Origin of the sequence: Pseudomonas sp. ICMP 8385 (genome assembly GCF_002699915.1) — a bacterium.
GTDB lineage: Bacteria > Pseudomonadota > Gammaproteobacteria > Pseudomonadales > Pseudomonadaceae > Aquipseudomonas > Aquipseudomonas gessardii.
Map to the genome: position 1 here is coordinate 1 of NZ_LKBY01000117.1, position 24,382 is coordinate 24,382.

Sequence of the window (24,382 nt, forward strand, 5' to 3'; positions counted from 1 at the left end):
CTCGGCGTCGGCGAAGGTCATCTGCTTCATCGGGAAACTCGGTGGGTGGGGTCGCGGTATTTTGCCAAATCAGAAAGTCTTTTTCAGAGTTTCCCTAAAGAATGGCTACCACGTTCTACGCCCCAGATAAAAAGTGCCGACATCAACTCAGCAGCCCACTGACACCACGACTCACCATCTCAATAGCCCCCACCCGGAACCCTTTCGCACATGCTTACCACTTAAAACCCAGGCACACCCGCAAGTCAGCCTGACACACAACAGGCTGACTTCCCGTTGCCCCCCCCTCAAACTCTCCAGTGGAACGCCAGCATGACGATATCGGTTTCCCAGCCCCCCATCACAGCGCAAATCCCCTCCGGCTCCGCAACGGCAGAAGCCCAGGCCTCAACGAAACCCGGCCTGAGTGCACCCCCGGAAAAATCTACCCGGCCTGCCGGCGATCATCGCAGCGCCGAACAAATCTTCAAGGACACGCCGATCCTCAAGGACATCCTCAAACAAGACGGTCCTTTCGCAAGCAACTTCATCAATCAGCTCAAGCAACATACCGGCGATTGGGGGGCAGCCAACCACAATTTCGATTCACGCGCCGATGCCGCCTACAACCTGGCGCAAGTGGCAACCTATATTGATAGCCGCGAAAACCTGAAGCGTCAGGGCCCAACCCAGCAAAACGATCAGCACATACAGGGCTTCGGTTCATTTGGCAGTGTTTCAGGCGGCTCGGAAGCACAGTTGTTCAAGGCATTCAGCGAAAAAGGCTACAGCGCACTGCGATAATTTCAGCCTCTAGCCCCTCAAAGCGTGCCAGACCTTGCTCGCCACCGACACCAACGCCAGCACCACCGCCCCGGCGATGATCCCTGCGATGGCATTGAGCAAGGTCGGCATCAACCAACTGATACCACCGATGCTCTGGCTCACGCTTTCAATCCAGCGCGACACCGCAGGCACGCCGTGGGTCAGGATGCCGCCACCGACCATAAACATCGCCGCCGTGCCGATCACCGACAGGCTTTTCATCATGTACGGCGCGGCGCGCAGTAGCCCGTTGCCAATATCCCGTACCCACTGGCCGGGCTTTTGCGCCATCCACAGCCCCAGGTCGTCGAGCTTGACGATGCCAGCCACCAGGCCGTACACGCCAATGGTCATGACCAGGGCGATGCCCGACAGCACGATCACTTGCTGCATCAACGGCGCATCGGCCACGGTGCCCAGGGTGATGGCGATGATTTCAGCCGAGAGGATAAAGTCAGTGCGGATCGCGCCCTTGATCTTGCCTTTTTCAAAGGCCACCAGGTCCGTTGCCGGATCGGCCACGGCCTTGACCAACTGAGCATGCTCGGCCTGAGCTTCGGCCTGGCTGTGCAGGAATTTATGGGCGAGCTTTTCAAAGCCCTCGAAACACAGGTAGGCGCCCCCCAGCATCAACAACGGCGTGACGGCCCATGGCGCAAAGGCGCTGATCAGCAGCGCCGCGGGCACCAGGATCAGTTTGTTGATAAACGAGCCCTTGGCCACGGCCCATACCACCGGGATTTCCCGCTCGGCGCGCACACCGGAGACTTGCTGCGCATTCAGCGCAAGATCGTCACCCAACACTCCGGCGGTTTTCTTGGCGGCCATTTTTGTCATCAGGGCTACATCGTCGAGAACGGCGGCGATGTCATCGATCAGTACCAACAAGCTGCTTCCTGCCATAAGCCGGATGTCCTTAGTGATGTGAGATTTTTCGCAGCATAGCGTGGTACAAAGCGTCGCGGGCAGATTCTTGAGACGCGCGGATCGCCGGTGCTACCATGCGCAACCGCCTGTCCTGGCAAGGAATCATCTGGTCTATGAGCACCATTCGCGAGCGCAATAAAGAACTGATCCTGCGGGCTGCCAGCGAGGAGTTTGCCGACAAGGGCTTCGCCGCGACCAAAACCAGCGACATCGCCGCCAAGGCCGGGCTGCCCAAGCCCAACGTCTATTACTACTTCAAGTCCAAGGACAACCTCTACCGCGAGGTGCTCGAAAGCATCATCGAGCCGATCCTGGCCGCCTCCACCCCCTTCAACCCGGACGGCGACCCCAAGCAGGTACTGAGCAGCTATATCCGCTCGAAAATCAGCATCTCCCGCGACCTGCCCTTTGCCTCCAAAGTATTCGCCAGCGAAATCATGCACGGCGCGCCGCACCTGAGCCCCGAGCAGGTACAGCAGCTCAACGCCCAGGCCAAGCACAACATTGATTGCATCCAGAGCTGGGTCGATCGCGGCCTGATCGCCGCCATCGATCCCAACCACCTGATGTTCAGCATCTGGGCGGCGACCCAGACCTACGCCGACTTCGACTGGCAGATCTCGGCCGTGACCGGCAAGGCCAAGCTGGATGAGGCCGACTATGAAGCGGCGGCGCAAACGATTATTCGGTTGGTGCTCAAGGGGTGTGAGCCGGACTGATGGACCGTGGTGTGGCTATCGCAGGCAAGCCAGCTCCCACAGATCCCGTACCTGACACAGATTGTATAAACACCGCAAAACCACTGTGGGAGCGGGCTTGCCCTAATGCCAGTCAGTTAAGCGGATTCTGCTTTCTGTAGGAGCGAGCTTGCTCGCGAAGGACGTCAACGATAACGCGTGTTTGCTAGGTAAACGCGGCGCTCTCAAGTTCTTCGCGAGCAAGCTCGCTCCTACAAAAAGGCTTAACTGACTGGCATTAGGGCTTGCCCGCGATAGCAATCGCTCAGACACATCCTGCCAAAAGCCTGCTCACCCAACTCGGCTTCCCGAATCTAGCCTCTCAGAACACTTTCTGGAGAGAGGCAATGGAATGCCTGACCTACCTGCATCAAACCGCCTGCGCATCGGGCGCTACAACGAACCCAATCGAATCTATCACCTCACCACCAATACACTGGATCGCACTCCGATATTTGAAGATTTCAGATTAGGCCGATTGGTGGTTCAGCAATTTAGAATCGCTCAAAGCCAAGGGCTAGTGACTTCCCTGGCCTGGGTAGTCATGCCTGATCACTTCCATTGGCTAATTTCACTGGATAAAGGCTCTCTGGCCGATTTGATGCGCCAGGTAAAATCCAAAAGCACCCGGGTGGTCAATGCAGTGGCTGGCCGACAGGGACGCCTATGGCAACCCGGCTTTCATGATCATGCTGTGCGTCGGGAAGAAAGCCTCGAAAGTATCGCTCGATATATCGTTGCCAATCCCCTGAGGGCCGGACTGGTAAAGACGTGCGGCGACTATCCGCTATGGGATGCGATCTGGTTATGAGCACATACCGAGTCGCCAGCATCGCAGGCAAGCCAGCTCCCACAGGGATTAGCAGGGTTCGGACAATTTTTGCCCGGCGCACATCCAGTGTGTGGCTTGCCTGCGATGGCCATCATCCAGCTACTACCACCTCAAGCAGACACCCCCGCATCCGCCGACAACCCCACCCCCTCAATCGCCGTAATCGCGCACTGCTCATCAATATCCGACGTATCCCCACTGATCCCGATCGCCCCCAGCACCAACCCCGCCGGATCCCGAATCAGCACCCCACCCGGCGCCGGTACCACGCCGCCCTGCCCCAGGCTGTTGAGCGCGGCAATAAATGCCGGGCGTTGCTGGGCATCCAGCGCCAGCAAGCGCGAGCCCTTGCCCAGGGCTATCGCGCCCCAGGCCTTGCCGATGGCAATTTGCGGGCGCAGCAGGCTGGCGCCGTCTTCCCGTTGCAGGGTGATCAGGTGCCCGCCGCTGTCGAGCACCGCGATAGTCAGCGGTGCAGCGGCAATGGTGCGGCCTGCGGTGATGGCCTGGCTGACCAGGTTGACTGCGACTTTCAAGGTGAGAGCGCTCATGGGTGCCGTCCTTATCTTGTTATTGAGAAAGCCTTGGGGCTCTGCTTGAGCAGAAGCCGGATGCAACAAATAGAACACAATAGATTTATTTTTTGTATACAATATTTCTTAATATTTGCACCATACGTCGAAATATTCCTGCTAAAAAGCCTTCCGACGAATGCACAGGCGTAAGAAGAAAATGGATTGACCTGCGCAGCTCGCCGTGAATACACTTTGAAGCAACACCACTTGTATACAATTACAAAACGCAAGAGGCACCAAAACCATGAGCAAAATGAGAGCAATCGAAGCCGCCGTTCTGGTGATGCGCCGTGAGGGTGTAGACACCGCCTTCGGTATCCCGGGCGCCGCGATCAACCCGTTGTATTCGGCCCTGCAAAAGGTCGGTGGCATCGATCACGTCCTCGCTCGCCACGTGGAAGGCGCTTCGCACATGGCCGAGGGGTATACCCGCACCAAGGCCGGCAATATCGGCGTGTGCATCGGCACTTCGGGCCCGGCGGGCACCGATATGGTCACCGGGTTGTACAGCGCCTCGGCCGACTCGATCCCGATCCTGTGCATCACCGGGCAAGCACCCCGCGCCCGGATGCACAAGGAAGACTTCCAGGCCGTGGACATCACCAGCATCGTCAAGCCGGTGACCAAATGGGCAACCACCGTGCTGGAACCTGGCCAGGTGCCGTATGCATTCCAAAAAGCCTTCTATGAAATGCGCTCCGGCCGCCCCGGCCCGGTGCTGATCGACTTGCCATTCGACGTGCAGATGGCCGAGATCGAGTTCGACATCGACGCCTACCAGCCACTGCCCTTGGCCAAGCCCCTGGCCACGCGCATCCAGGTCGAAAAAGCCCTGGCCATGCTCGATCAGGCCGAGCGCCCGTTGCTGGTCAGCGGTGGTGGCGTGATCAATGCCGACGCCAGCGAACTGCTGGTGGAATTCGCCGAACTGACCGGGATCCCGGTGATTCCGACCCTGATGGGCTGGGGCACCATCCCCGACGATCACCCGCTGATGGTGGGCATGGTCGGCCTGCAAACCTCGCACCGTTACGGCAACGCTACGATGCTCAAGTCGGACGTGGTGCTGGGCATCGGCAACCGTTGGGCCAACCGCCATACCGGTTCGGTGGAGGTGTACACCGAGGGTCGCACGTTCATTCACGTTGACATTGAGCCGACGCAAATCGGCCGTGTGTTTACCCCGGACCTGGGCATCGTGTCCGACGCCGGCGCGGCGCTGACGATGTTTATCGAAGTGGCCCGCGAGTGGAAAGCCGCCGGCAAGCTCAAGGACCGCAGCGCCTGGCTGCATGATTGCCAGCAGCGCAAAGCCACCCTGCACCGCAAGACTCACTTCGACAACGTCCCGGTCAAGCCGCAACGGGTGTACGAAGAGATGAACCAGGTGTTCGGCAAAGACACCTGCTACGTCAGCACCATCGGCCTGTCGCAGATTGCCGGCGCGCAGTTCCTGCACGTCTACAAGCCACGCCACTGGATCAACTGCGGCCAGGCCGGCCCGTTGGGCTGGACCATCCCCGCGGCGCTGGGCGTGGTCAAGGCCGACCCGAGCCGCAAGGTGGTGGCGCTGTCCGGCGACTATGATTTCCAGTTCATGATCGAAGAGCTGGCCGTGGGCGCGCAGTTCAAGCTGCCGTATATCCACGTGGTGGTGAACAACTCCTACCTGGGGCTGATCCGCCAGGCCCAGCGCGGGTTTGATATGGACTACTGTGTGCAGTTGTCTTTCGACAACCTCAACGCCCCGGAACTCAACGGTTATGGCGTCGACCACGTCGCCGTCGCCGAAGGCCTGGGGTGCAAGGCCCTGCGGGTGTTCGAGCCGGGCCAGATCCAGCCGGCGCTGCGTAAGGCCCAGGCAATGATCGAAGAATTCAAGGTGCCGGTGATTGTCGAGATTATTCTGGAGCGTGTGACCAATATTTCCATGGGCACCGAGATCAACGCCGTCAACGAATTTGAAGATCTGGCACTGGTGGGCAACGACGCACCGACTGCCATTTCATTGCTCGATTAAGGAGAACCCCATGCCGCGTTTTGCCGCCAACCTGTCCATGCTGTTTACCGAACAGGACTTTCTCGCCCGCTTCAAGGCCGCCGCCGATGCCGGTTTCAGTGGGGTGGAATACCTGTTTCCCTACGAGTTCAGCTCCGCCGAAATCAAGGCGCAACTCGACGCCCACGGCTTGACCCAAGTGCTGTTCAACCTGCCGGCCGGTGACTGGGCCAGCGGCGAGCGCGGCCTGGCCTGCCACCCGGACCGGGTCGAGGAGTTCCGCGCCGGGGTCAACCTGGCCATTGCCTACGCCCAGGTGCTGGGCAATACCCAGGTCAACTGCCTGGCCGGGATTCGCCCGGCCGGCGTGGATGACGCCACCCTGGAAAAAACCTTCGTCGCCAACCTCAAGTACGCCGCCGACAAGCTGCAAGCGGTGGGTATCAAGCTGGTGATGGAAGCGATCAACACCCGTGACATTCCCGGCTTCTACCTGAACAACACGGCGCAGGCCCTGGCGATTCGCGAACAGGTGGGCAGCGCCAACCTGTTCCTGCAATACGACATCTACCACATGCAAATCATGGAAGGCGACCTGGCGCGCACCATGGCCACGCACCTGGAGCAGATCAACCATATCCAGCTGGCGGACAACCCTGGGCGCAACGAGCCGGGCACCGGTGAGATCAACTACCGGTTCCTGTTCGAGCATCTGGATCGTATTGGCTATCAGGGGTGGGTCGGCTGTGAGTACAAGCCGTTGACCACGACCGAGGCCGGCCTGAGTTGGCTCAAGAGCCATAACGCGATCTGACCAACACCACACAAACCTGTGGGAGCTGGCTTGCCTGCGATGCAGACACCTCGGTGTATCAGGCATATCCAGGTGACGCCATCGCAGGCAAGCCAGCTCCCACAGGGGGCAGTGCCAGACCTGCACAACTAACAAAAAGAGGACTTCATCATGGCTAAAATCGGCTTTATCGGCACCGGCATCATGGGCCAACCCATGGCCGCCAACCTGCAGAAAGCAGGCCACCAACTGTTCCTCTCCGAGCACCATGGCAAGGCGCCCGCCGAGCTGGTCGCCGCCGGTGCCGTGGCCCTGGCCAACCCGCAGCAAGTGGCCCAGGAAGCGGAGTTCATTATCGTCATGGTGCCCGACACCCCCCAGGTCGATGACGTACTGTTTCGCGCCGACGGTGTGGCTGCCGGCCTGTCGCCGAACAAAGTGGTGATCGACATGAGTTCGATCTCGCCCACCGCCACCAAGGCCTTTGCCGCCAAGATCAACGCCACCGGCGCGCAGTACCTCGACGCCCCGGTATCGGGTGGTGAAGTCGGCGCCAAGGCCGGAACCCTGAGCATTATGGTCGGCGGCCAGCCACAGACCTTCGAGCGCGCGTTGGCGCTGTTCCAGAGCCTGGGCAAGAACATCACCCTGGTGGGTGGCAATGGCGATGGCCAGACCGCCAAGGTGGCGAACCAAATCATCGTCGCCCTGAACATCCAGGCGGTGGCCGAGGCACTGCTGTTCGCCGCGAAAAACGGCGCCGATCCGGCCAAGGTCCGCGAAGCGCTGATGGGTGGCTTTGCCTCGTCGAAAATCCTCGAAGTGCATGGCGAGCGGATGATCAAGGGCACCTTCGACCCGGGTTTCCGCATCAACCTGCACCAGAAGGACTTGAACCTGGCCCTGGCCGGCGCCAAGGAACTGGGGATCAACCTGCCCAACACCGCCGGGACCCAGCAAGTGTTCAGCACCTGCACCGCGCTGGGTGGTGGCAACTGGGACCATTCAGGCCTGATCAAGGGGCTGGAGCATATGGCGAATTTCTCGATTCGCGATAAGTAACCGCCCCTTTTTCAATGCAATACCGTGTGGGAGCTGGCTTGCCTGCGATAGCAGTCTTTCAGTGACAGATGAATCGCCTGACACACCGCCATCGCAGGCAAGCCAGCTCCCACAGGTTGATGGCATTTCAAGTCTCCACTCCAATAACAAGAACCCGGGAGCCCGCTTATGTCGGTCGATCCGCAACACCTGCTTCGCGAGCTGTTTGCCACAGCCATCGACGCTGCCCACCCCCGGCAAGTCCTCGAACCTTATCTGCCCGCCGACCGCAGCGGCCGGGTGATCGTGATCGGCGCCGGCAAAGCCGCGGCGGCCATGGCCCTGGTCGTGGAAAACAGCTGGCAAGGCGACGTCTCGGGCCTGGTGGTCACCCGCTACGGCCACGGCGCGCCCTGCCAGAAAATCGAAGTGGTCGAAGCCGCGCACCCGGTGCCGGACGCCGCCGGCCAGGCCGTGGCCAGGCGCGTGCTGGAACTGATCAGCAACCTTGGCGAAGACGACCGCGTGATCTTCCTCCTGTCCGGCGGCGGTTCGGCCCTGTTGGCGTTGCCGGCGGCGGGTATCAGCCTGGCCGACAAACAAGCCATCAACAAAGCCCTGCTCAAATCCGGCGCGACCATCGGCGAGATGAATTGCGTGCGCAAGCACCTCTCGGCGATCAAGGGCGGGCGACTGGCCAAGGCCGCCTGGCCGGCCACGGTCTACACCTATGCGATTTCCGATGTGCCGGGCGACCAGGCCACGGTGATTGCCTCCGGCCCAACCGTGGGCGACCCGAGCACCTCGCAACAGGCCCTGGCGATTCTCAAGCGTTACCAGATCCAAGTGCCGGGCTCGGTGCGCAGTTGGTTGCAGAACCCGGAGTCGGAGACCGTCAAACCCGGCGACCCGTGCCTTGCGCGCAGCCATTTCCAATTGATCGCACGCCCCCAGCAATCCCTCGAAGCAGTGGCGGTGAAAGTGCGCCAGGCCGGTTTCAGCCCGCTGATCCTTGGCGACCTGGAAGGCGAAGCGCGGGACGTGGCCAAGGTCCACGCCGGCATTGCGCGGCAGATCGTGCAGCACGGCCAGCCGCTGGCGGCGCCCTGCGTGATCCTCTCCGGCGGCGAGACTACCGTGACCGTACGCGGCCATGGCCGGGGCGGACGCAACGCCGAGTTTTTGTTGAGCCTGACCGACAGCCTCAAGGGCCTGCCCGGCGTGTATGCCCTTGCCGGCGACACCGACGGCATCGACGGTTCCGAAGACAACGCCGGGGCAATCATGACCCCCACCAGCTACGCCCGCGCCGAGGCCCTGGGCCTGTCGGCCAGCGATGAGCTGGACAACAACAATGGCTACGGTTATTTCGCGGCACTCGACGCGCTGATCGTCACCGAGCCGACCCGTACCAACGTCAATGACTTTCGTGCCATTTTGATACTTGAGACTGCTGCCCATGACGCCTGACAAGAAGGTCAAAATCCTCGCTACCCTGGGACCGGCCACCGACGGTATCGATGACATCCGTGAGCTGGTGCAAGCCGGGGTAAATATCTTCCGCCTGAACTTCAGCCATGGCGAGCACGCCGACCATGCCCAACGCTACCAATGGATCCGCCAGGTCGAACGCCAGCTCAATTACCCGCTGGGGATCCTGATGGACCTGCAAGGGCCCAAGCTGCGGGTCGGGCGCTTCGCCGAAGGCAAGGTGCAACTGCTGCGCGGCCAGGCCTTGCGCCTGGACCTCGACCCCACCCCGGGCGATCAGCGGCGGGTCAACCTGCCCCACCCGGAAATCATCAAGGCCCTGGAACCCGGCATGGACCTGCTGCTGGACGACGGCAAGCTGCGCCTGCGGGTGATCACCAAGCACGCCGATGCGATCGACACCACGGTGCTAAATGGCGGCGAACTGTCCGACCGCAAAGGGGTGAATGTCCCACAAGCCTTGTTGGAGCTCAGCCCACTGACCGCCAAGGACCGCCGCGACCTGAGCTTTGGCCTGGAACTGGGCGTGGACTGGGTGGCGCTGTCATTTGTGCAACGCCCCGAAGACATCCGCGAAGCCCGCGAGCTGATCGGCGACAAGGCATTCTTGATGGCCAAGATCGAAAAACCCTCGGCGGTGCGCCACCTGCAAGAAATCGCCGAGCTCAGCGATGCAATCATGGTCGCCAGAGGCGATCTGGGCGTGGAAGTGCCGGCCGAAAGCGTGCCGCAAATCCAGAAAGACATCATCAGCACCTGCCGCCAGTTGGGCAAACCGGTAGTGGTGGCCACGCAGATGCTTGAATCCATGCGCTTCTCGCCGGCCCCGACCCGCGCCGAAGTCACGGATGTGGCCAATGCCGTGGCCGAGGGCGCCGATGCGGTGATGCTCTCGGCCGAGACCGCCTCCGGCGAATACCCGCTGGAAGCCGTGCAGATGATGAGCAAGATCATCCGCCAGGTGGAAAACGGCCCAGACTACCAGAGCCAACTGGATGTGAGCCGGCCCAAGGCCGAGGCCACGGTGTCCGATGCCATCAGCTGCGCGATCCGCCGGATCAGCAGCATCCTGCCGGTAGCGGTGCTGGTGAACTACAGCGAGTCGGGCAGCTCCAGCCTGCGCGCGGCGCGGGAACGGCCGGCGGTGCCGATCCTCAACCTCACACCCAACCTGTCCACTGCCCGGCGCCTAAGCGTGGCCTGGGGCGTGCATTCGGTGGTCAATGACCGCTTGCGCCAGGTGGACGAGGTGTGTTCCACAGCGCTGGAAATCGCCCAGGCCCAAGGCATGGCGCAGCGTGGGGATACGCTGTTGATCACGGCGGGGGTGCCGTTTGGGCAGCCGGGGTCGACCAACTCGCTGCGTATCGAGACGTTGATCTAGCGTCTGTTCGGGCCTTATCGCGGCAAGCCCACTCCCACATTTGACCCTGTTCGCAGAGCAAAATGTGGGAGCTGGCTTGCCTGCGATTAAGGACAACTCGGTCTCCCTGACTCCCTCACCATGCCCAACCCAACCTGCCCCGACTGGGCCGAAGCCCTGCTCAACGGCTTCAGCCAGATCTTCCTGCAACGCCACCCGTTGTGTGGTTTGCTCTGCCTGCTGGCGATCCTGATCTGCGCCCCGGCCCTGCTCGGCGGGGCGCTGCTGGGCGGGGTCGCCGGCTTGCTCACGGCCCAGCGCCGCGACTATCCCAAGGCCGAGCGCCAGGCCGGGCTCTATAGTTACAACGGTGTCTTGCTGGGGTTGCTGATCAGCCAACACTTTGCCTGGTCGCTGCTGTTGCCGCCGCTGATCCTGGCGTGTGGCGGCCTGAGTGCGATCCTGACCCGCCAATGGGTCAAGCGCATGGCCCATGACGATGCCTTGCCCGCCTACACCGCACCTTTCGTCGGCATCGGCTGGTTGTTGCTCGGCACCGTCTCGCCTGCCACGTTGCCCCTCAGCACAGCGCACACCCTGGACTGGCTCAGTGCGCCGCTGACGGGCCTGGGGCAGGTCGTGCTGCTGGACCAACCGCTGGCCGGCCTGCTGATCGCCCTTAGCCTGCTGTTGGCCAGCCCTCGTGCAGCGCTGTGGGCCATGCTCGGCGCCTGTTGCGGCGTGGTCCTGGGCCTGCTGCTCGACGACCGCGCCGGCGCCCTGCTCGGCCTGCACAGCTATAACCCGGCGCTTGCCGCCCTGGCTCTGAGCCATTATCGGCGCCAACCCTGGCTGCCCTTGCTCGGGATCCTCCTGGCAGTCCTCCTCACCCCGGGCTTCGCCAGCCTGCACCTGGCGCCGCTGACCGCGCCGTTTATCCTGGCCTGCTGGCTGGTGCGCGCCACCCTGCGCCTGCGGCACAGGGCCAATATGGACAGCCCGCTTGAATCCCCCTAGGCTTCGCAGATCTTCGATTCAGGCGGACTTCATGGACAGCAACAACGACTGGCGCCAGCGGCTCTATGTGATGATCTTCCAGAGCGACACGGCAGCCGGGCGCCGCTTCGACGGCCTCCTGTTGCTGATCATCCTCGCCAGCCTGGTGGTCGTGATGCTCGACAGCATCGACCAAGTGCACCAGAACTACGCCAACGTGCTGGCCTATATCGAATGGGGCTTCACGCTGATCTTCCTCATCGAGTACGGCCTGCGCCTGTATTGCTCGCCCAAACCGCTGCGCTACGCCTTCAGTTTCTACGGGCTGGTGGACTTGCTGGCCATCGTCCCCGGCATCCTGGCCCTGTACTACAGTGATGCCCAGTACCTGCTGATTATCCGCATCATCCGCATGTTGCGGATCTTCCGGGTACTCAAGCTCGGCCCGTACCTCAAGCAGGCCAACTACCTGATGTCGGCGCTGCGCGGCAGCAAGCAGAAGATCGTGGTATTCCTGCTCAGCGTCTGCACCCTGGTGACGGTGTTCGGCACCCTGATGTACGTGATCGAGGGCCCGGAGCATGGCTTTACCAGCATTCCCAAGGGCATCTACTGGGCCATCGTGACCCTGACCACCGTGGGCTTTGGCGACATCGTGCCCAAGACCCCGCTGGGCCAGGTGATCTCGTCGCTGGTGATGATCACCGGCTACTCGATCATTGCCGTACCCACCGGGATTTTTACCGCCGAACTGGCCAACGCCATGCGCGGCGAGCAGTTGCAGCACGACTGCCCGGTGTGCAAGAAAAGCAGCCACGAGTCCAACGCGGCCTTCTGCTCACGTTGCGGTAACGGGCTCTATAAAAAAGTGGAATAAGCAAAGTACTTTTTAATCTTTAAGCGTCTATGCCGCCCCGGCTATAGTCGTGGGCTATAAGCCACTACCTTTGCGAACAACAAGGAATGAGCAGTGAAAAAACTCGTTAGCGCTTCTCTGCTGGCCGCCGGCCTTGCACTATCTGCCGGCGCCCAGGCCGCCTCGACCACCCTGCTCAACGTCTCCTATGACGTGATGCGCGACTTCTACAAGGATTACAACGCCGCGTTCCAGAAGCACTGGCAAGCCGAGCACCCGGACGACAAGCTGACCTTGCAGATGTCCTTCGGCGGCTCCAGCAAACAGGCGCGCTCGGTCATCGATGGCCTGCCGGCTGACGTGATCACCATGAACATGGCCACCGATATCAACGCCCTGGCGGACAACGGCAAACTGGTGCCGGACAACTGGGTCACCCGCCTGCCCGACAACAGCGCACCCTTCACCTCTGCCACCGTGTTTATCGTGCGCAAGGGCAACCCCAAGGCCCTCAAAGACTGGCCGGACCTGCTCAAGGACGGCGTGCAGGTGATCGTGCCCAACCCCAAGACCTCGGGTAACGGGCGCTACACCTACCTGTCGGCCTGGGGCTACGTGCTGAAGAACGGCGGCGATGAAAACAAGGCCAAGGACTTTGTCGGCAAGCTGTTCAAGCAGGCACCGGTGCTCGATACCGGTGGCCGTGCCGCCACCACCACCTTCATGACCAACCAGATCGGCGACGTGCTGGTGACCTTTGAAAACGAAGCGGAAATGATTGCCCGTGAATTCGGCCGCGATCAGTTCGAGGTGGTCTACCCAAGCGTTTCTGCCGAAGCCGAGCCACCGGTGTCGGTGGTCGACAAAGTGGTCGATAAAAAAGGCACCCGCGCGGTGGCCGATGACTACCTCAAATACCTGTGGTCGGCCGAAGGCCAGGAAATTGCGGCCAACAACTACCTGCGTCCACGGGACCCGAAGGTGCTGGCCAAGTACACCGATCGCTTCCCGAAAGTCGACTTCCTGTCGGTCGAGAAGACCTTTGGCGACTGGCGCACCGTGCAGAAGACCCACTTCAATGATGGCGGGGTGTTTGACCAGATCTACAACGGCCAATAACTGACCGAGCACGGTCAAACATGTGGGAGTGGGCAAGCTCACTCCCACATTGGGTTCTGCGCAAGGCATCAATGCCAGGCATGACTGAAATCATCAGTAACACTTTACCCTCTCCCTCGCCTACCCTTTACCTTTCACGCCCTCCTTCCCCGTTTTAACGAGAACACCATGACCGCTACCCCACCCACCACCGCCACCCTGACCCGTGGCATGGTGCTGCTGTTCGCGTTCTGCTGTGGCGCCATCGTCGCCAACCTCTACTACGCACAACCGATCATTGAACTGATCGCCCCAGACATTGGCCTGACGCCGGCCATGGCCAGCCTGATTGTGTCCCTGACCCAGATCGGCTATGCCCTGGGCCTGTTCTTCCTGGTGCCGCTGGGCGACCTGTTGGAAAACCGCCGGTTGATGATCACCACCACCGTGGTCGCCATTGCCAGCCTGTTGGGCGCGGCCTTTACCGAGCAGCCGAACCTGTTCCTGCTGGTGTCGTTGCTGATCGGCTTCAGCTCGGTGTCAGTGCAAATCCTGATTCCCCTGGCCGCGCACCTGGCGCCCGCCGAATCCCGCGGCCGGGTGGTGGGCAGCATCATGGGTGGCCTGTTGCTGGGCATCCTGCTGGCACGGCCGGTGTCCAGCCTGGTGGCAGACCACTTCGGCTGGCGGGTGATGTTCATGGCCGCCGCCGCGATGATGGCGATCATCAGCGTGGTGCTGTTGTTGACCATGCCCAAGCGCCAGCCGGATCACAGCGCCAGCTATGGCCAATTACTGCGCTCGTTGGGCACCTTGCTGCGCGAACAACCGTTGCTGCGCCAACGGGCGTTCTACCAGGGCTGCCTGTTTGCTGCCTTCAGCCTGTTCTGGAGCGCCGTGCCCGTGGAGTTGTCGCGTAACCACGGCCTGAGCCAGAGCGAGATTGCCCTGTTTGCCCTGGTCGGTGCCCTCGGCGCCATTGCCGCCCCTATCAGCGGGCGCCTGGCCGATGCTGGGCATACCCAACGCGCCTCGCTCCTGGCGATGCTGTTTGCCGCGCTGAGTTTTCTGCCGGCGTTTATCCACCCGATCTACAGTGTGATTGGCCTGGCGGTGACCGGCGTGGTCCTGGACTTCTGCGTGCAGATGAATATGGTCCTCGGCCAGCGGGCCATCTACGCCCTCGACGCCCACAGCCGCAGCCGCTTGAACGCGCTGTACATGACCAGCATCTTTATCGGCGGCGCCTTTGGCTCGGCCATTGCCAGCAGTGTGTATGAACACGGCGGTTGGCTTGGGGTGATACTGGTGGGCAGCGCGTTCCCGCTGGTGGCCTTGCTGCGTTTTGTGCGGGTATCCAGGGCCGCGTTGGCAGTGAGCGCCTGACCCTCCGTCAGCACGCTCAGAGTCCTGCCTGTGGCTTACCTGCGGCCCAGCCCCGACGGGCTTTTTTCAAACAACCGCAAGAGCCCCTGCAACATCATAAGGGTCGCCTGGAGGACCCCTGTCAACGTTGCGAGCAGCGAAGCCTTGGTGTCTGGGGCTGGCGTTGGGGCTGGATCAGGGGCCGGCGCAGGAGTAGGAGTAGGGGTGGGTGCCTGCTCTTGCGTGACAATATCGGAGTGCTGGATTTTGCCAACGGTGTTCAACAGCAAGTCAGCCTTGCCATTACCACTCATATCGATCGCCAAACTGCCACGCCCTGTCTTCGCGTCATGGCTCAACACCGCCTCGCCTCGCTGCCCTTTGAATTGAGAGGTGAAGTTGAGGTCTTTGATACCGGTGTTTTTCAAGGCTTTGGAAACATCGATCTTATCGGTGCCGCTGGTGAAATCCTTGATCAGGTCAGGGTTCTGCGGCGTCGAATCACTGGCTTTGTCGTACTCGAAGGTGTCAGCGCCGCCGCCCCCCAGGAATACGTCTGCCCCACCTCCCCCCTTGAGGCGGTTATCCGCGTCATTGCCCGTCAACGCATCATTACCTGAACCGCCGATGGCGTTTTCCATCGTTACCCCTTTGGCGATGGAAACATTCCCGCGCATCCCTCCAACGTCCGAGAAGGACTCCGCCTTGAGGTTGATGTTCTGGTTCTGCGAATACCCGGAAAAATCCAGGGTGTCGTTCCCGCCACCATCCCACACACAAAAAAGGGCTGAATCACGAGCACTTTTCAAGCTCATGACGTCACGCCCGGTGTTGGAATTAAAACCATAGGTAGTGTCCGTGTTGCGGGTATTGCGGTTGACACCATACATACGCTGAATCGACGCAATGTCATGCATCATAGGCGCCGATGGCAGCTTATTCTTGAAGTTGTGGCCGGCGTTCTCGCTTTCGGCCCAATAACTCATGACCGAGTTGGCCCGTGTATCCTGCGCATACTTTGCGTCCCGATCGTAGGTGCCCCCGCCGTTGTAGTCAGAGGGGTGCGCCAACCCAAGGCAGTGCCCGATCTCATGTACCATCGTGGTATGAAAATGGCTGCCCTCCCTGGGTGTAGAGGGCACCCCTTGCGTACCGATCTGGGCACTTGCTGCCGGGTTCTGATGCGTAGGCCCCCAAGCCACGCCCCGGTTCGACCCGCCGTTACCTTTTACCTGAATAGATCCGTCCGGCACGCGGGCATTTTCATGAAAACTGATATTGGCCACGTCTTGCCAAGCCTGAAAGGCCCGACGGGCACAGGCCTTCTGTGGCTCGGTGAACTCCCGCAGATTGAAGGAAACCTGCGTCTTGCCGTTCTTGTCCTGGTCATAAAAGCGCATACCGCTTCGCGTAATCTGCTGGGCAGCCTGATCAGTGGTGAGGGAGCGTTTCTTACGGGAGTAAGACGGCTGCTTGTGCTGCCCAGCCGTTTTTGCCGGGTAATAATCAGGGCTTACAGAGGTATTGTTTATTTGACTCATGGCGTTCTCCAAATCGATTAAGGGCTGGGACAGCAGCGTCCAACGGCTTGCCTTCATCACGAAAGCCGTCTCGCTCACCGTCATCCCCCTTTAATCTTCCATGCAGGAAATCACCTCGCCACTTGGGCTTTGAGTCTTATTGAAACGCTTTGGCCTCCAGTTTGTTTTGCTGACAAAACACATGAATTCTGACAATCCTCATCCGTTACTGCGTCTCGAAAATGTGTGCCCAACCCTCTGACCGCGATTAAAAAACACAAAAAAGAACAGCTTGTTTCAATCCAAATCGTCAGCGTTATAAGAAATATCCGCTCTACATTTTCAGATTCAACGCAACCTCAGCGACACTAAGAACGCACCAACTTCTCCAACGCCGCATCCGCCAGGAATGACGAACGGCTTTTGACCTTGTGCTCGCGTACATAACGGTCAATACGCTGGATCACATACCCCGGCAACGTCACATTGACCTTCTCGGTCTTGCCCAGGTAGGGCGAGATATCGAGCTCCAGCATGCCCCAGCCCATCCCGGCGTACTCCTCATGGCTGTGATAGGCCGCGACCGAGGTCGGCATGGGAATCGCCTGGCCTTCGCTCGCCATCTCCTGCAACAGGATGTGGGCCACTTCGACAGCGGCGTTGTAAGCCTCTTCAAAACTGTCCCCGGCGGTCACCGCGCCTGGAATATCGGGGATCTGGATACCGGTGGCGGTAAAGTCATCGCCCCATTCGATACAGATTGGGTATTGCATGAATAGTCTCCTTAAAAAACCGACCTAGAACGAAAACAGCCCGGCACGCTGCCGGATACTTCGCACGGTGCCCAAGGGCAGGTCCTTCTTGGGATGGGGCACCGGTATCGTGTACGGGTTATAGCGATGGGTGAAAAGATGATGGCTGCCCGTGACCCGATCCAGCACCCAGCCCGCCTCTTGCAGTTCCTTGATCAATAGCCTGCTTTGCACCACAGCCTCCTTGCTCCGGCCTGAATAAAAATAACCCTAGGGTTACCTTTACTCAAGCACAGATTTATCGGAGCAGACTGGCGGTTGTTTTGCCGGATATTGAAAAGCCGCAGGCATTGCGCTAAAGCACGCGCCCATCCCAGCCCACCGTCACCTGCGGTGGCAGTTCAGCGCGATGCTGCAACAGCCAGGCATCCAGGGTGTGCCCGACGTGGGTCAGCACCCCAAGCTCGGCACCGCTCGCGTCGATGCATTGCAGGGCCAATGTCAAGTCATTGTGATTGCGCGGCGCCTGGGGTTGCGGTGGCATGGAGCAGTCGATGACCAGCACGTCCAGGGGCTCGCGCCGTAGCCAGTCGAGGGTCGCCGGGGGCAGGCCCGTGGTGTCGGTCAGATAGGCCAGGCGCCGTCCCTGCCCTTGCAGTAGGTAGCCGAAGGTCGGCTTGGAATGCTGGAGGGGTAACGCGGTGACCGCCAGCTCGCCAAACTGCCGGGTCTCGAACGCGGCAAAGGGCTGACTGAAATCGAGGATGCCGGGGTGTTTGTAGAGGTCCGACAGGCCTTCGGGGTCTGCCGGGCCATGCACCGGGATGATCAAGCCCTGGCCCCAGCGCAGGTGCAGCAGGCCCTGGGCATGATCGGCGTGGTAGTGGGTCTGCAAAATGCCGTTGAAACTGCGGGGCGGGAAACGCGCGGTCAGGTCCGTCAGCCCGCTGTCGATCAACCAGCGCTGGTCGCCGCACTCGATCAGCGCGCTGCACTCCCGGCGGCGCAGGCGTTCATCGCTGCGCGCCAGGGTACAGGCCGCGCATTCACAGCCATACACCGGGACTTGGCGGGCGTCGCCGGTGCCCAACAGGGTCAGGCGCATGCCGAGTGCCCCTCCTCCAGACAATCGAGCAAGCGGGCGACGGTGTGCGCCAACGGCCCGGAGTTATCCAGCAGGAACACCCCGGGCGCGGCCTGCAGGCTGTCGCGAAACTGCGCATTGCGTGCCAGGCGCGCGTCGATTTCTGCCACCGACTCACGGCCCCGCGCCAGCAAGCGCTGGCGCAACACCGCCTGGTCCACCGTCAGCAGCACCACTAACAGCGTCGGATAACGCGCGCGGGTTTGCGCCAGGTGCCCACGGGAGCCATTGACCAACACATCGTCGCCGGCCGCCAGCCAGTCGTCGATCTGCCGGGGTATGCCATAAGACAAACCATTGGCCTGCCAACTGAGGGCAAAGCCGCCCTCGGCTTGCAGCGCGGCGAATTGCGCGGGGCTCACGCCCTGGGCGGCCTCGCCCACCGCTTCGGCCGAACGGGTGATCACCCGCCGCACAATACGGCAACCGCGCTCGGCCAATGGCCCGCGCGCCGCCTCCAACAGGCTGTCCTTGCCCGAACCCGATGGCCCGATGAGATAGATCAACCTGCCCGCCATCAAAACACCCTCTTGGCTTGTCGCCAGACTTGTTGGACTACCGGCAGCCCGCCCTGGGCCCTGGCTTGCACCAGGTCCGCACGCAGGCCCACGGCAATTTCCCCGCGATCCTTGAGGCCCGCCGCCTGTGCAGGGGCCAGGCTGATCATCTGGATCGCCTGGGGCAGCTCGCAGCCATTGTCCTGGGCCGCCAGGGCAAAGGCCGCCGGCAGCAGGCTGGCCGGGTAGTAGTCACTGGAAAGTATATCCAGCAATCCTTCGGCGGCCAGGCCGGCGGCGGCCACATTACCCGAGTGGGACCCGCCGCGCACCACGTTCGGTGCGCCCATCAGCACTTTCATCCCCAGTTGCCGGCAACCACGCGCCGCTTCCAGGGTGGTGGGGAACTCGGCGATGTTCATGCCATAACGCGCTGACTCCTCGACATGGGCCAGGGTCGCGTCGTCATGGCTGGCCACCGACAGGCCACGCGCCAGGCAATGCTCGACGATCGCGGCGCGGTAGCGGTCGCTGTAGGCCTTGGAGTTGGCCATTTGCAGCACCACGAACGCGTCCATGGTGGCCTCGTCCAGGTGGTACTTGCCCATGTAGTACTCGCGGTACTTGGACTCCAGCACGAACTGGCGCTGGCCCGGCGAGTGGTCCATCACCGACACCAACTGCACCAGCGGGTTTTCCACCAGGTCACGGAACACGCTCAAGGTGTCCGGGTGGCACAGCTCGCAACGCAGGTGCAGGCGGTGTTCGGCGCGGGTCAGGCCGGCTTCCTGCGCCGAGGCAATGGCATTGAGCATCGCCGGCAGTTTCTGCATGCGATTGCCCTTGGGGTTCACGTCGCCGATGGACACCGCATCAAACACCGTGGTGATGCCCGCCGCGATGATCTGCGCATCATGGCTGAGCACTGCCGAGGTCGATGGCCAGTCCACGCCGGGGCGCGGGGTCATGTGTTTTTCCAGGTTGTCGGTGTGCAACTCCACCAGCCCCGGCAGCAGGAAATCACCGCCCAGGTCCTGGGCCTGGGGCAATTGGCTGCGGCCTTCAGCGAGGTCGACGATCACCCCGTCACGCAGCACCAGGCTGCCAAGAAATACACGATCAGCGGTCACCAGTCGGGCATTGCTAAGGATCTGTTCAGCGGGCATCGGCGTAGTCCTCATCGGTGATCACAGCGGGCGTCATGTCCAAATGGCGGTCGGCCACCGCCTCACGGGCGGCACGGTCATGGAAGATGCCGATCAGTGCGGCACCGCCGGCCTTGGCTTCGTTGATCAGCTCCAGGACGACCTGGCGGTTGTGGTCATCCAGGGACGCTGTCGGCTCGTCGAGCAACATCACCGGCCAGTCCACCATAAAGCCGCGCGCGATATTGACCCGCTGCTGCTCGCCCCCGGAGAACGTGCCCGGCGCCAGCGACCACAGGCACCGGGGGATATTCAGGCGCGCCAGTAACTGCTCGGCACGCGCCTGGGCGTCGGCTTTCGTCCAGCCACGGGCCAGCGCGGGCTCCATCACCACTTCCAAGCAGGCGACCCGTGGGATCACCCGCAAAAACTGGCTGACATAGCCCAGGGTCTGCTGGCGCACCTGGAGAATGTCCCGGGGCTGCGCGCCCACCAGCTCCAGCCATTGCCCAGCGTGACGGATGCGAATGCTGCCGCCCGCGGGCAGGTAGTTGCCGTACAGGGTGCGCAGCAAGGTGCTTTTACCGGCGCCGGACTGGCCGTGCAGCACCAGGCACTCACCGCCCTGCACGCGCAGGTCCACGCCGCGCAGCACGTTGAGCACTACCCCATGTTGTTGGTGCAGGGTGAAGGTTTTCGAGAGGTCACGGACCTCGATCAGGGCATTTGTCATGGCTGCAATACCGAAGACACCAGCAGTTGAGAATAAGGGTGCTGTGGATCGTCGAGGATCTGGTCCGTCAGCCCGGTTTCCACCACCCGCGAGCGGCGCATCACCACCAGGCGATCGGCCAGCAACCGTGCGACCGCCAGGTCATGGGTGACGATCACCACCGCCAGGTCCAGCTCGCGCACCAGGCCGCGCAGCAGGTCGAGCAGGCGCGCCTGCACCGACACATCCAGGCCCCCGGTGGGCTCGTCCATAAACACCAGGCGCGGGCTGGAAACGAGGTTGCGCGCGATTTGCAGGCGCTGCTGCATGCCGCCAGAGAAAGTGCGCGGCAGGTCGTCGATACGCTGCGGATCGATCTCCACCTGGCCCAGCCAGTCCAGGCCGGCACCACGCAATTGCGCGTAGTTGCGCACGCCCTGGGCCATCAGGCGCTCACCAATGTTGGCGCCAGCGGACACGCCCATGCGCAGGCCGTCGCGGGGGTTCTGTTCAACAAAGCCCCATTCGGTGCGCAACAAGGTGCGGCGCTCGGCTTCGCTGGCACTGTAGAGGTCCAGCCATTCGCCGTCCTGACTGCGATAGCCGATGCTGCCGGCCTGGGGTGGCAAGCGCCCGCTCAGCAACGAGAGCAAAGTGGATTTGCCCGAGCCGGACTCGCCGACAATCCCCAGCACTTCGCCGGGGTACAGATCAAAACTCACGGCCTGGCAGCCCTTCTCGGGGCCGTACAGCAGGGACAGGTCGCGCACTTGCAATAATGGCTGGCTCACTGGTTGTTCTCCTTGACCCGCTGGGCGCAGTACCAGGTGTCGGAACACACGAAACTCTGGGTCCCGGCATCGTCGAGAATCAGCTCATCGAGGAACGATTCATGGCTACCGCAGATGGCGCAGTGGTGGTCCCACTTCTGCACTTCAAAAGGGTGATCCTCGAAGTCCAGGCTGCTGACCTGGGTATACGGCGGCAGCGCGTACAGGCGCTTTTCGCGGCCGGCACCGAACAGCATCAGCGCCGGGCTCATGTCGAGTTTCGGGTTGTCGAATTTGGGGATCGGCGAAGGGTCCATCACATAGCGCTCGTCGACCATCACCGGGTAGGCATAGGCGGTGGCGATATGGCCGAAGGTGGCGATGTCTTCGTAGAGTTTTACGTGCATCACCCCGTAATCGTTGAGGGCGTGCATGGTGCGGGTCTCGGTTTCCGAGGGTTCGATAAAGCGCAGCGGCTCGGGGATCGGCACCTGGTAGACCATGATCTGCCCGGCCTGCAGCGGGGTTTCCGGGATGCGGTGGCGGGTCTGGATCACCGTGGCGTCGGGGGTGGCTTCGGTGGTGGCGATACCGGCGGTGCGCGCAAAAAAGCGGCGGATGGACACGGCATTGGTGGTGTCGTCGGCGCCCTGGTCAATAACCTTGAGCACATCATCAGCCCCCAGGATCGCCGCCGTCAGTTGCATGCCGCCGGTGCCCCAGCCATAGGGCAGCGGCATCTCGCGCCCGCCAAAGGGCACCTGGTAGCCGGGAATCGCCACGGCCTTGAGCAAGGCGCGGCGGATCATGCGTTTGGTCTGCTCGTCGAGGTAGGCGAAGTTGTAGGCGGCATCATTCATGGCGAGTGCCCTCGGCCGGTTGGCGCAGTTTGCGGATCAGTTCCAGTTCGGCCTGGAAGTCCACGTAGTGCGGCAATTTAAGGTGCGAGACAAAACCGGCGGCCTCGACGTTGTCGCAGTGGGCCAGCACGAACTCTTCGCGCTGGGCCGGCGAGACAATCTCTTCGCTGTACTCCTCGGCCCGCAGCGAGCGGTCCACCAGGGCCATGCCCATGGCCTTGCGCTCGGCATGCCCGAACGCCAGGCCATAGCCGCGGGTGAACTGCGCCAACTCGGTAGCCGAGCCGACGAACTGGTTGACCATTTCGCACTCGGTGACTTCGATGCTGCCCAGGCAGATGGCAAAGCCCAGTTCTTCGGGATCGATCCAGACCTCGACGTCACCGATGCGAATCTCCCCGGCAAACGGGTGGTTGCGCCCGTAGCCACGCTGGGTCGAATAACCCAGCGCCAGCAGAAACCCTTCATCGCCACGGGCCAGGGCTTGCAGGCGTTCGGCACGGCTGGCGGGGAACTCCAGCGGGTCACGGGTGATATCGGCGACGCGGGCGTGGTCGTCGGCCTCGTGCTTGATCAGGCCTTCCTTGGCCAGCAACCCCAGCACCCGTGGGCACGGTTCGAGTTGCGCGTCCGCCGTGGTCTGCGGGCCTGGATACGCACCTTCGGCCAGCAGCGCAAAATCCAGCAGGCGATGGGTGTAGTCGAAGGTCGGGCCCAGCAGTTGGCCACCCGGCACATCCTTGAAGGTGGCCGACAACCGCCGGCTCAACGACATCTGCGCGGTGTCGATCGGCAGGCTCGGGCTGAAACGCGGCAACGTGGTGCGGTAGGCGCGCAACAGGAAGATCGCTTCTACCAGGTCCCCCGCCGCCTGCTTGATTGCCAGCGCAGCCAGCTCGGTGTCGTACAGCGAGCCTTCACTCATCACCCGCGCCACGGCCAGGGGCAGTTGCTGGCGGATCTGCTCGACGCCAAGCTCAGGTACGGCAGGATCGCCCCGGCGTTTTTTCGCCAGCAGGCGGTGGGCATTGTCGATGGCCTGTTCGCCACCTTTGACGGCTACGTACATCAGGCGTGCTCCTGTGTGATGCGGCTGCTGCGCGGCAGGCCGAGCAACTGATGGCCGGCGCTGAACAACACGTCCAGGCCACGGGGGAAAGCTTCACGGCGCTGGCGCTCCAGCCAGAACGCCGGCGGCACCGGCACCTGCACCCGGCGCTGGGCCTGGATGCCCGGGCCGCGCCAGAGCAAGGCGTGCCCGGCGTCGAGGGCGGTAAGCTGGACCAGCAAGGTGCAGGACTGGTCCGGGTAGCGGTCATTGCCATGGTCGAAGCCGCTCAGATCGAGCAGCTCCGGCTCGCCGAGCAGGGCAAACGCGGCCTCCTCCCGACGTGCGACCAACGGGCAGCCACAGTGGAAGGCCAGGTTGGCGCGGATCAGCGGCGTGTCGAACGCCGGTGCCAGCCACAGCGGCGTGTCCACATCCAGCAGCGCCAGGCACAAGGCATAGGTGGCGGGCGCCAGGCCATCGAGGTACGGGGCTGCCGGCAGGTGCTGGATCACACCCGGTTCAGCCAAGGCCTTGAGCGCTGCGCGAAAACTGCGTTGGGCATCCAGCACCGGCTCGACAAACGCCGGTTGCAATAATTGAGCGTTCATCCGTTTTCTCCTCGCACCAGGGTGAAGAACTCGACCTTGGTCGCCGCCGTATCGGCTTCTTTTTGCGCGCGGCGCCGGGCTTGGGCCTGGGCCAGTGCGCTGATCAAATCCGTGAGCCACGGGCTCGGCGGCGTGTTTTGCAGATGGGCATCGGCCAGGGCTGCCAGTTCGGCGTGGACCTTGTCGCGCCCCGCCAGGTAGCTGTAGCCGGTGCGGCCATCGGCCAGGCGCACCACACAGCGGGTCACCGTCATTTCGCCGACGTTGAACGGCGCGCCATTGCCGCCCATGCGCCCACGCACCAGGGTCATGCCGATTTCCGGGGCGCGGATCAGTTGGTACTCGGCGTCCTTCAAGGCCGCTTCGTGGGGTTGCAGTTCATTGAGCTGGGCGCGGGCAAGTACGCCAATCCAATGCTGACGCGGGGACAGATTCATCGGGGTCTC

Annotated in this window: 26 protein-coding genes; 12 read left to right on the forward strand and 14 right to left on the reverse strand. The window is 62.0% G+C overall.

All coding sequences use genetic code 11. The features are described 5' to 3' along the window. The first annotated feature begins 312 nt into the window (after window positions 1-312). Complete coding sequence (locus AO268_RS22460) at window positions 313-783, forward strand: hypothetical protein (RefSeq protein ID WP_099169888.1); 471 nt, start codon at window positions 313-315, stop codon at window positions 781-783. A gap of 9 nt (window positions 784-792) precedes the next feature. Here the strand turns inward: AO268_RS22460 and AO268_RS22465 are convergent, their stop codons facing one another. After that, window positions 793-1,707 carry a DUF808 domain-containing protein gene (locus AO268_RS22465; RefSeq protein ID WP_099169889.1) on the reverse strand — a complete coding sequence of 305 codons (915 nt, stop codon included), beginning with the start codon at window positions 1,705-1,707 and terminating at the stop codon, window positions 793-795. Between the two features lie 137 nt (window positions 1,708-1,844). Here AO268_RS22465 and AO268_RS22470 point away from each other — a divergent pair, with 137 nt between their 5' ends. Together AO268_RS22470 and AO268_RS22475 are read left to right on the forward strand one after the other, a co-directional pair. Then, complete coding sequence (locus AO268_RS22470) at window positions 1,845-2,450, forward strand: TetR/AcrR family transcriptional regulator (RefSeq protein ID WP_057438851.1); 606 nt, start codon at window positions 1,845-1,847, stop codon at window positions 2,448-2,450. Between the two features lie 370 nt (window positions 2,451-2,820). Then, window positions 2,821-3,279, forward strand: a complete 459-nt coding sequence (locus AO268_RS22475) for an REP-associated tyrosine transposase (protein WP_099169890.1) — start codon at window positions 2,821-2,823, stop codon at window positions 3,277-3,279. A 131-nt stretch (window positions 3,280-3,410) separates the two neighbouring features. On the opposite strand, the gene AO268_RS22480 is transcribed toward AO268_RS22475, so the two are convergent. Next, window positions 3,411-3,851: a GlcG/HbpS family heme-binding protein gene (locus AO268_RS22480; protein WP_099169891.1), complete on the reverse strand. Its 441-nt coding sequence runs from the start codon at window positions 3,849-3,851 to the stop codon at window positions 3,411-3,413. 268 nt (window positions 3,852-4,119) lie between these two features. On the opposite strand from AO268_RS22480, the gene gcl reads away from it, so the two are divergent. The 9 genes from gcl to AO268_RS22525 all read left to right on the forward strand — a co-directional run bounded on the left by gcl (window position 4,120) and on the right by AO268_RS22525 (window position 14,898). After that, the gene (gcl, locus tag AO268_RS22485; RefSeq protein WP_076963929.1) at window positions 4,120-5,895 is read left to right on the forward strand and encodes a glyoxylate carboligase; all 1,776 of its coding nucleotides are present in this window, start codon (window positions 4,120-4,122) and stop codon (window positions 5,893-5,895) included. Window positions 5,896-5,905: 10 nt separating this feature from the next. Beyond that, window positions 5,906-6,688, forward strand: coding sequence for a hydroxypyruvate isomerase (hyi, locus tag AO268_RS22490; RefSeq protein ID WP_099169892.1), 783 nt, complete (start codon window positions 5,906-5,908; stop codon window positions 6,686-6,688). Window positions 6,689-6,838: 150 nt separating this feature from the next. Beyond that, window positions 6,839-7,729, forward strand: a complete 891-nt coding sequence (locus tag AO268_RS22495) for a 2-hydroxy-3-oxopropionate reductase (protein WP_076963931.1) — start codon at window positions 6,839-6,841, stop codon at window positions 7,727-7,729. A 168-nt stretch (window positions 7,730-7,897) separates the two neighbouring features. Then, window positions 7,898-9,178 carry a glycerate kinase type-2 family protein gene (locus AO268_RS22500; RefSeq protein WP_099169893.1) on the forward strand — a complete coding sequence of 427 codons (1,281 nt, stop codon included), beginning with the start codon at window positions 7,898-7,900 and terminating at the stop codon, window positions 9,176-9,178. Further along, a complete protein-coding gene (gene pyk / locus AO268_RS22505; protein ID WP_099169894.1) occupies window positions 9,168-10,583 on the forward strand; it encodes a pyruvate kinase in 1,416 nt (471 codons plus the stop codon). Before AO268_RS22500 ends, pyk begins: the two co-directional genes overlap by 11 nt. Before the next feature lie 120 nt (window positions 10,584-10,703). Next, a complete protein-coding gene (locus AO268_RS22510; protein ID WP_099169895.1) occupies window positions 10,704-11,579 on the forward strand; it encodes an urea transporter in 876 nt (291 codons plus the stop codon). A 31-nt stretch (window positions 11,580-11,610) separates the two neighbouring features. Beyond that, a complete protein-coding gene (locus AO268_RS22515) occupies window positions 11,611-12,435 on the forward strand; it encodes an ion transporter (protein ID WP_099169896.1) in 825 nt (274 codons plus the stop codon). 93 nt (window positions 12,436-12,528) lie between these two features. After that, on the forward strand, window positions 12,529-13,533 hold the full coding sequence (locus AO268_RS22520) for a sulfate ABC transporter substrate-binding protein (protein WP_099169897.1): 1,005 nt from the start codon (window positions 12,529-12,531) through the stop codon (window positions 13,531-13,533). A 168-nt stretch (window positions 13,534-13,701) separates the two neighbouring features. Further along, window positions 13,702-14,898 carry an MFS transporter gene (locus tag AO268_RS22525; RefSeq protein ID WP_099169898.1) on the forward strand — a complete coding sequence of 399 codons (1,197 nt, stop codon included), beginning with the start codon at window positions 13,702-13,704 and terminating at the stop codon, window positions 14,896-14,898. 35 nt (window positions 14,899-14,933) lie between these two features. On the opposite strand, the gene AO268_RS22530 is transcribed toward AO268_RS22525, so the two are convergent. The 12 genes from AO268_RS22530 to phnG all read right to left on the reverse strand — a co-directional run bounded on the left by AO268_RS22530 (window position 14,934) and on the right by phnG (window position 24,373). Further along, window positions 14,934-16,496 (reverse strand): M10 family metallopeptidase C-terminal domain-containing protein, encoded by a 1,563-nt coding sequence (locus AO268_RS22530; protein WP_257154430.1) that lies wholly within the window; start codon window positions 16,494-16,496, stop codon window positions 14,934-14,936. A 269-nt stretch (window positions 16,497-16,765) separates the two neighbouring features. Beyond that, window positions 16,766-17,170 (reverse strand): type II toxin-antitoxin system HicB family antitoxin, encoded by a 405-nt coding sequence (locus AO268_RS22535; RefSeq protein WP_099169899.1) that lies wholly within the window; start codon window positions 17,168-17,170, stop codon window positions 16,766-16,768. A 24-nt stretch (window positions 17,171-17,194) separates the two neighbouring features. Then, on the reverse strand, window positions 17,195-17,383 hold the full coding sequence (locus AO268_RS22540) for a type II toxin-antitoxin system HicA family toxin (protein ID WP_099169900.1): 189 nt from the start codon (window positions 17,381-17,383) through the stop codon (window positions 17,195-17,197). Between the two features lie 121 nt (window positions 17,384-17,504). After that, complete coding sequence (phnP, locus tag AO268_RS22545; protein ID WP_099169901.1) at window positions 17,505-18,254, reverse strand: phosphonate metabolism protein PhnP; 750 nt, start codon at window positions 18,252-18,254, stop codon at window positions 17,505-17,507. Then, window positions 18,245-18,811: a phosphonate metabolism protein/1,5-bisphosphokinase (PRPP-forming) PhnN gene (gene phnN / locus AO268_RS22550; protein ID WP_099169902.1), complete on the reverse strand. Its 567-nt coding sequence runs from the start codon at window positions 18,809-18,811 to the stop codon at window positions 18,245-18,247. The genes phnP and phnN overlap by 10 nt, the downstream gene beginning before the upstream one ends. Then, window positions 18,811-19,956, reverse strand: a complete 1,146-nt coding sequence (locus tag AO268_RS22555; protein WP_099169903.1) for an alpha-D-ribose 1-methylphosphonate 5-triphosphate diphosphatase — start codon at window positions 19,954-19,956, stop codon at window positions 18,811-18,813. The genes phnN and AO268_RS22555 overlap by 1 nt, the downstream gene beginning before the upstream one ends. After that, window positions 19,946-20,668: a phosphonate C-P lyase system protein PhnL gene (gene phnL / locus AO268_RS22560; RefSeq protein WP_099169904.1), complete on the reverse strand. Its 723-nt coding sequence runs from the start codon at window positions 20,666-20,668 to the stop codon at window positions 19,946-19,948. The genes AO268_RS22555 and phnL overlap by 11 nt, the downstream gene beginning before the upstream one ends. Further along, a complete protein-coding gene (gene phnK, locus AO268_RS22565) occupies window positions 20,665-21,474 on the reverse strand; it encodes a phosphonate C-P lyase system protein PhnK (protein WP_169901373.1) in 810 nt (269 codons plus the stop codon). Before phnK ends, phnL begins: the two co-directional genes overlap by 4 nt. Further along, window positions 21,435-22,277, reverse strand: coding sequence for an alpha-D-ribose 1-methylphosphonate 5-phosphate C-P-lyase PhnJ (locus tag AO268_RS22570; RefSeq protein ID WP_099169906.1), 843 nt, complete (start codon window positions 22,275-22,277; stop codon window positions 21,435-21,437). The genes phnK and AO268_RS22570 overlap by 40 nt, the downstream gene beginning before the upstream one ends. Further along, window positions 22,270-23,346 (reverse strand): carbon-phosphorus lyase complex subunit PhnI, encoded by a 1,077-nt coding sequence (locus AO268_RS22575; protein ID WP_099169907.1) that lies wholly within the window; start codon window positions 23,344-23,346, stop codon window positions 22,270-22,272. The genes AO268_RS22570 and AO268_RS22575 overlap by 8 nt, the downstream gene beginning before the upstream one ends. Then, a complete protein-coding gene (gene phnH, locus AO268_RS22580) occupies window positions 23,346-23,936 on the reverse strand; it encodes a phosphonate C-P lyase system protein PhnH (protein WP_099169908.1) in 591 nt (196 codons plus the stop codon). The genes AO268_RS22575 and phnH overlap by 1 nt, the downstream gene beginning before the upstream one ends. Next, entirely contained in the window at window positions 23,933-24,373 is a 441-nt protein-coding gene (gene phnG / locus AO268_RS22585; protein ID WP_099169909.1) for a phosphonate C-P lyase system protein PhnG, read from the reverse strand. Before phnG ends, phnH begins: the two co-directional genes overlap by 4 nt. Window positions 24,374-24,382 lie beyond the last annotated feature (9 nt).

Excerpts from the sequence above, each read along its gene's own strand:
- phnP (WP_099169901.1), bottom strand. The coding sequence starts at position 18,254 with ATGCGCCTGACCCTGTTGGGCACCGGCGACGCCCGCCAAGTCCCGGTG.
- AO268_RS22480 (WP_099169891.1), bottom strand. The coding sequence starts at position 3,851 with ATGAGCGCTCTCACCTTGAAAGTCGCAGTCAACCTGGTCAGCCAGGCC.
- AO268_RS22495 (WP_076963931.1), top strand. The coding sequence starts at position 6,839 with ATGGCTAAAATCGGCTTTATCGGCACCGGCATCATGGGCCAACCCATG.
- AO268_RS22500 (WP_099169893.1), top strand. The coding sequence starts at position 7,898 with ATGTCGGTCGATCCGCAACACCTGCTTCGCGAGCTGTTTGCCACAGCC.
- phnG (WP_099169909.1), bottom strand. The coding sequence starts at position 24,373 with ATGAATCTGTCCCCGCGTCAGCATTGGATTGGCGTACTTGCCCGCGCC.
- phnL (WP_099169904.1), bottom strand. The coding sequence starts at position 20,668 with ATGACAAATGCCCTGATCGAGGTCCGTGACCTCTCGAAAACCTTCACC.
- AO268_RS22470 (WP_057438851.1), top strand. The coding sequence starts at position 1,845 with ATGAGCACCATTCGCGAGCGCAATAAAGAACTGATCCTGCGGGCTGCC.
- AO268_RS22510 (WP_099169895.1), top strand. The coding sequence starts at position 10,704 with ATGCCCAACCCAACCTGCCCCGACTGGGCCGAAGCCCTGCTCAACGGC.
- gcl (WP_076963929.1), top strand. The coding sequence starts at position 4,120 with ATGAGCAAAATGAGAGCAATCGAAGCCGCCGTTCTGGTGATGCGCCGT.
- AO268_RS22475 (WP_099169890.1), top strand. The coding sequence starts at position 2,821 with ATGCCTGACCTACCTGCATCAAACCGCCTGCGCATCGGGCGCTACAAC.
- AO268_RS22515 (WP_099169896.1), top strand. The coding sequence starts at position 11,611 with ATGGACAGCAACAACGACTGGCGCCAGCGGCTCTATGTGATGATCTTC.
- AO268_RS22465 (WP_099169889.1), bottom strand. The coding sequence starts at position 1,707 with ATGGCAGGAAGCAGCTTGTTGGTACTGATCGATGACATCGCCGCCGTT.
- phnN (WP_099169902.1), bottom strand. The coding sequence starts at position 18,811 with ATGGCGGGCAGGTTGATCTATCTCATCGGGCCATCGGGTTCGGGCAAG.
- hyi (WP_099169892.1), top strand. The coding sequence starts at position 5,906 with ATGCCGCGTTTTGCCGCCAACCTGTCCATGCTGTTTACCGAACAGGAC.
- AO268_RS22535 (WP_099169899.1), bottom strand. The coding sequence starts at position 17,170 with ATGCAATACCCAATCTGTATCGAATGGGGCGATGACTTTACCGCCACC.
- AO268_RS22575 (WP_099169907.1), bottom strand. The coding sequence starts at position 23,346 with ATGTACGTAGCCGTCAAAGGTGGCGAACAGGCCATCGACAATGCCCAC.
- AO268_RS22525 (WP_099169898.1), top strand. The coding sequence starts at position 13,702 with ATGACCGCTACCCCACCCACCACCGCCACCCTGACCCGTGGCATGGTG.
- pyk (WP_099169894.1), top strand. The coding sequence starts at position 9,168 with ATGACGCCTGACAAGAAGGTCAAAATCCTCGCTACCCTGGGACCGGCC.
- phnH (WP_099169908.1), bottom strand. The coding sequence starts at position 23,936 with ATGAACGCTCAATTATTGCAACCGGCGTTTGTCGAGCCGGTGCTGGAT.
- AO268_RS22555 (WP_099169903.1), bottom strand. The coding sequence starts at position 19,956 with ATGCCCGCTGAACAGATCCTTAGCAATGCCCGACTGGTGACCGCTGAT.
- AO268_RS22570 (WP_099169906.1), bottom strand. The coding sequence starts at position 22,277 with ATGAATGATGCCGCCTACAACTTCGCCTACCTCGACGAGCAGACCAAA.
- AO268_RS22460 (WP_099169888.1), top strand. The coding sequence starts at position 313 with ATGACGATATCGGTTTCCCAGCCCCCCATCACAGCGCAAATCCCCTCC.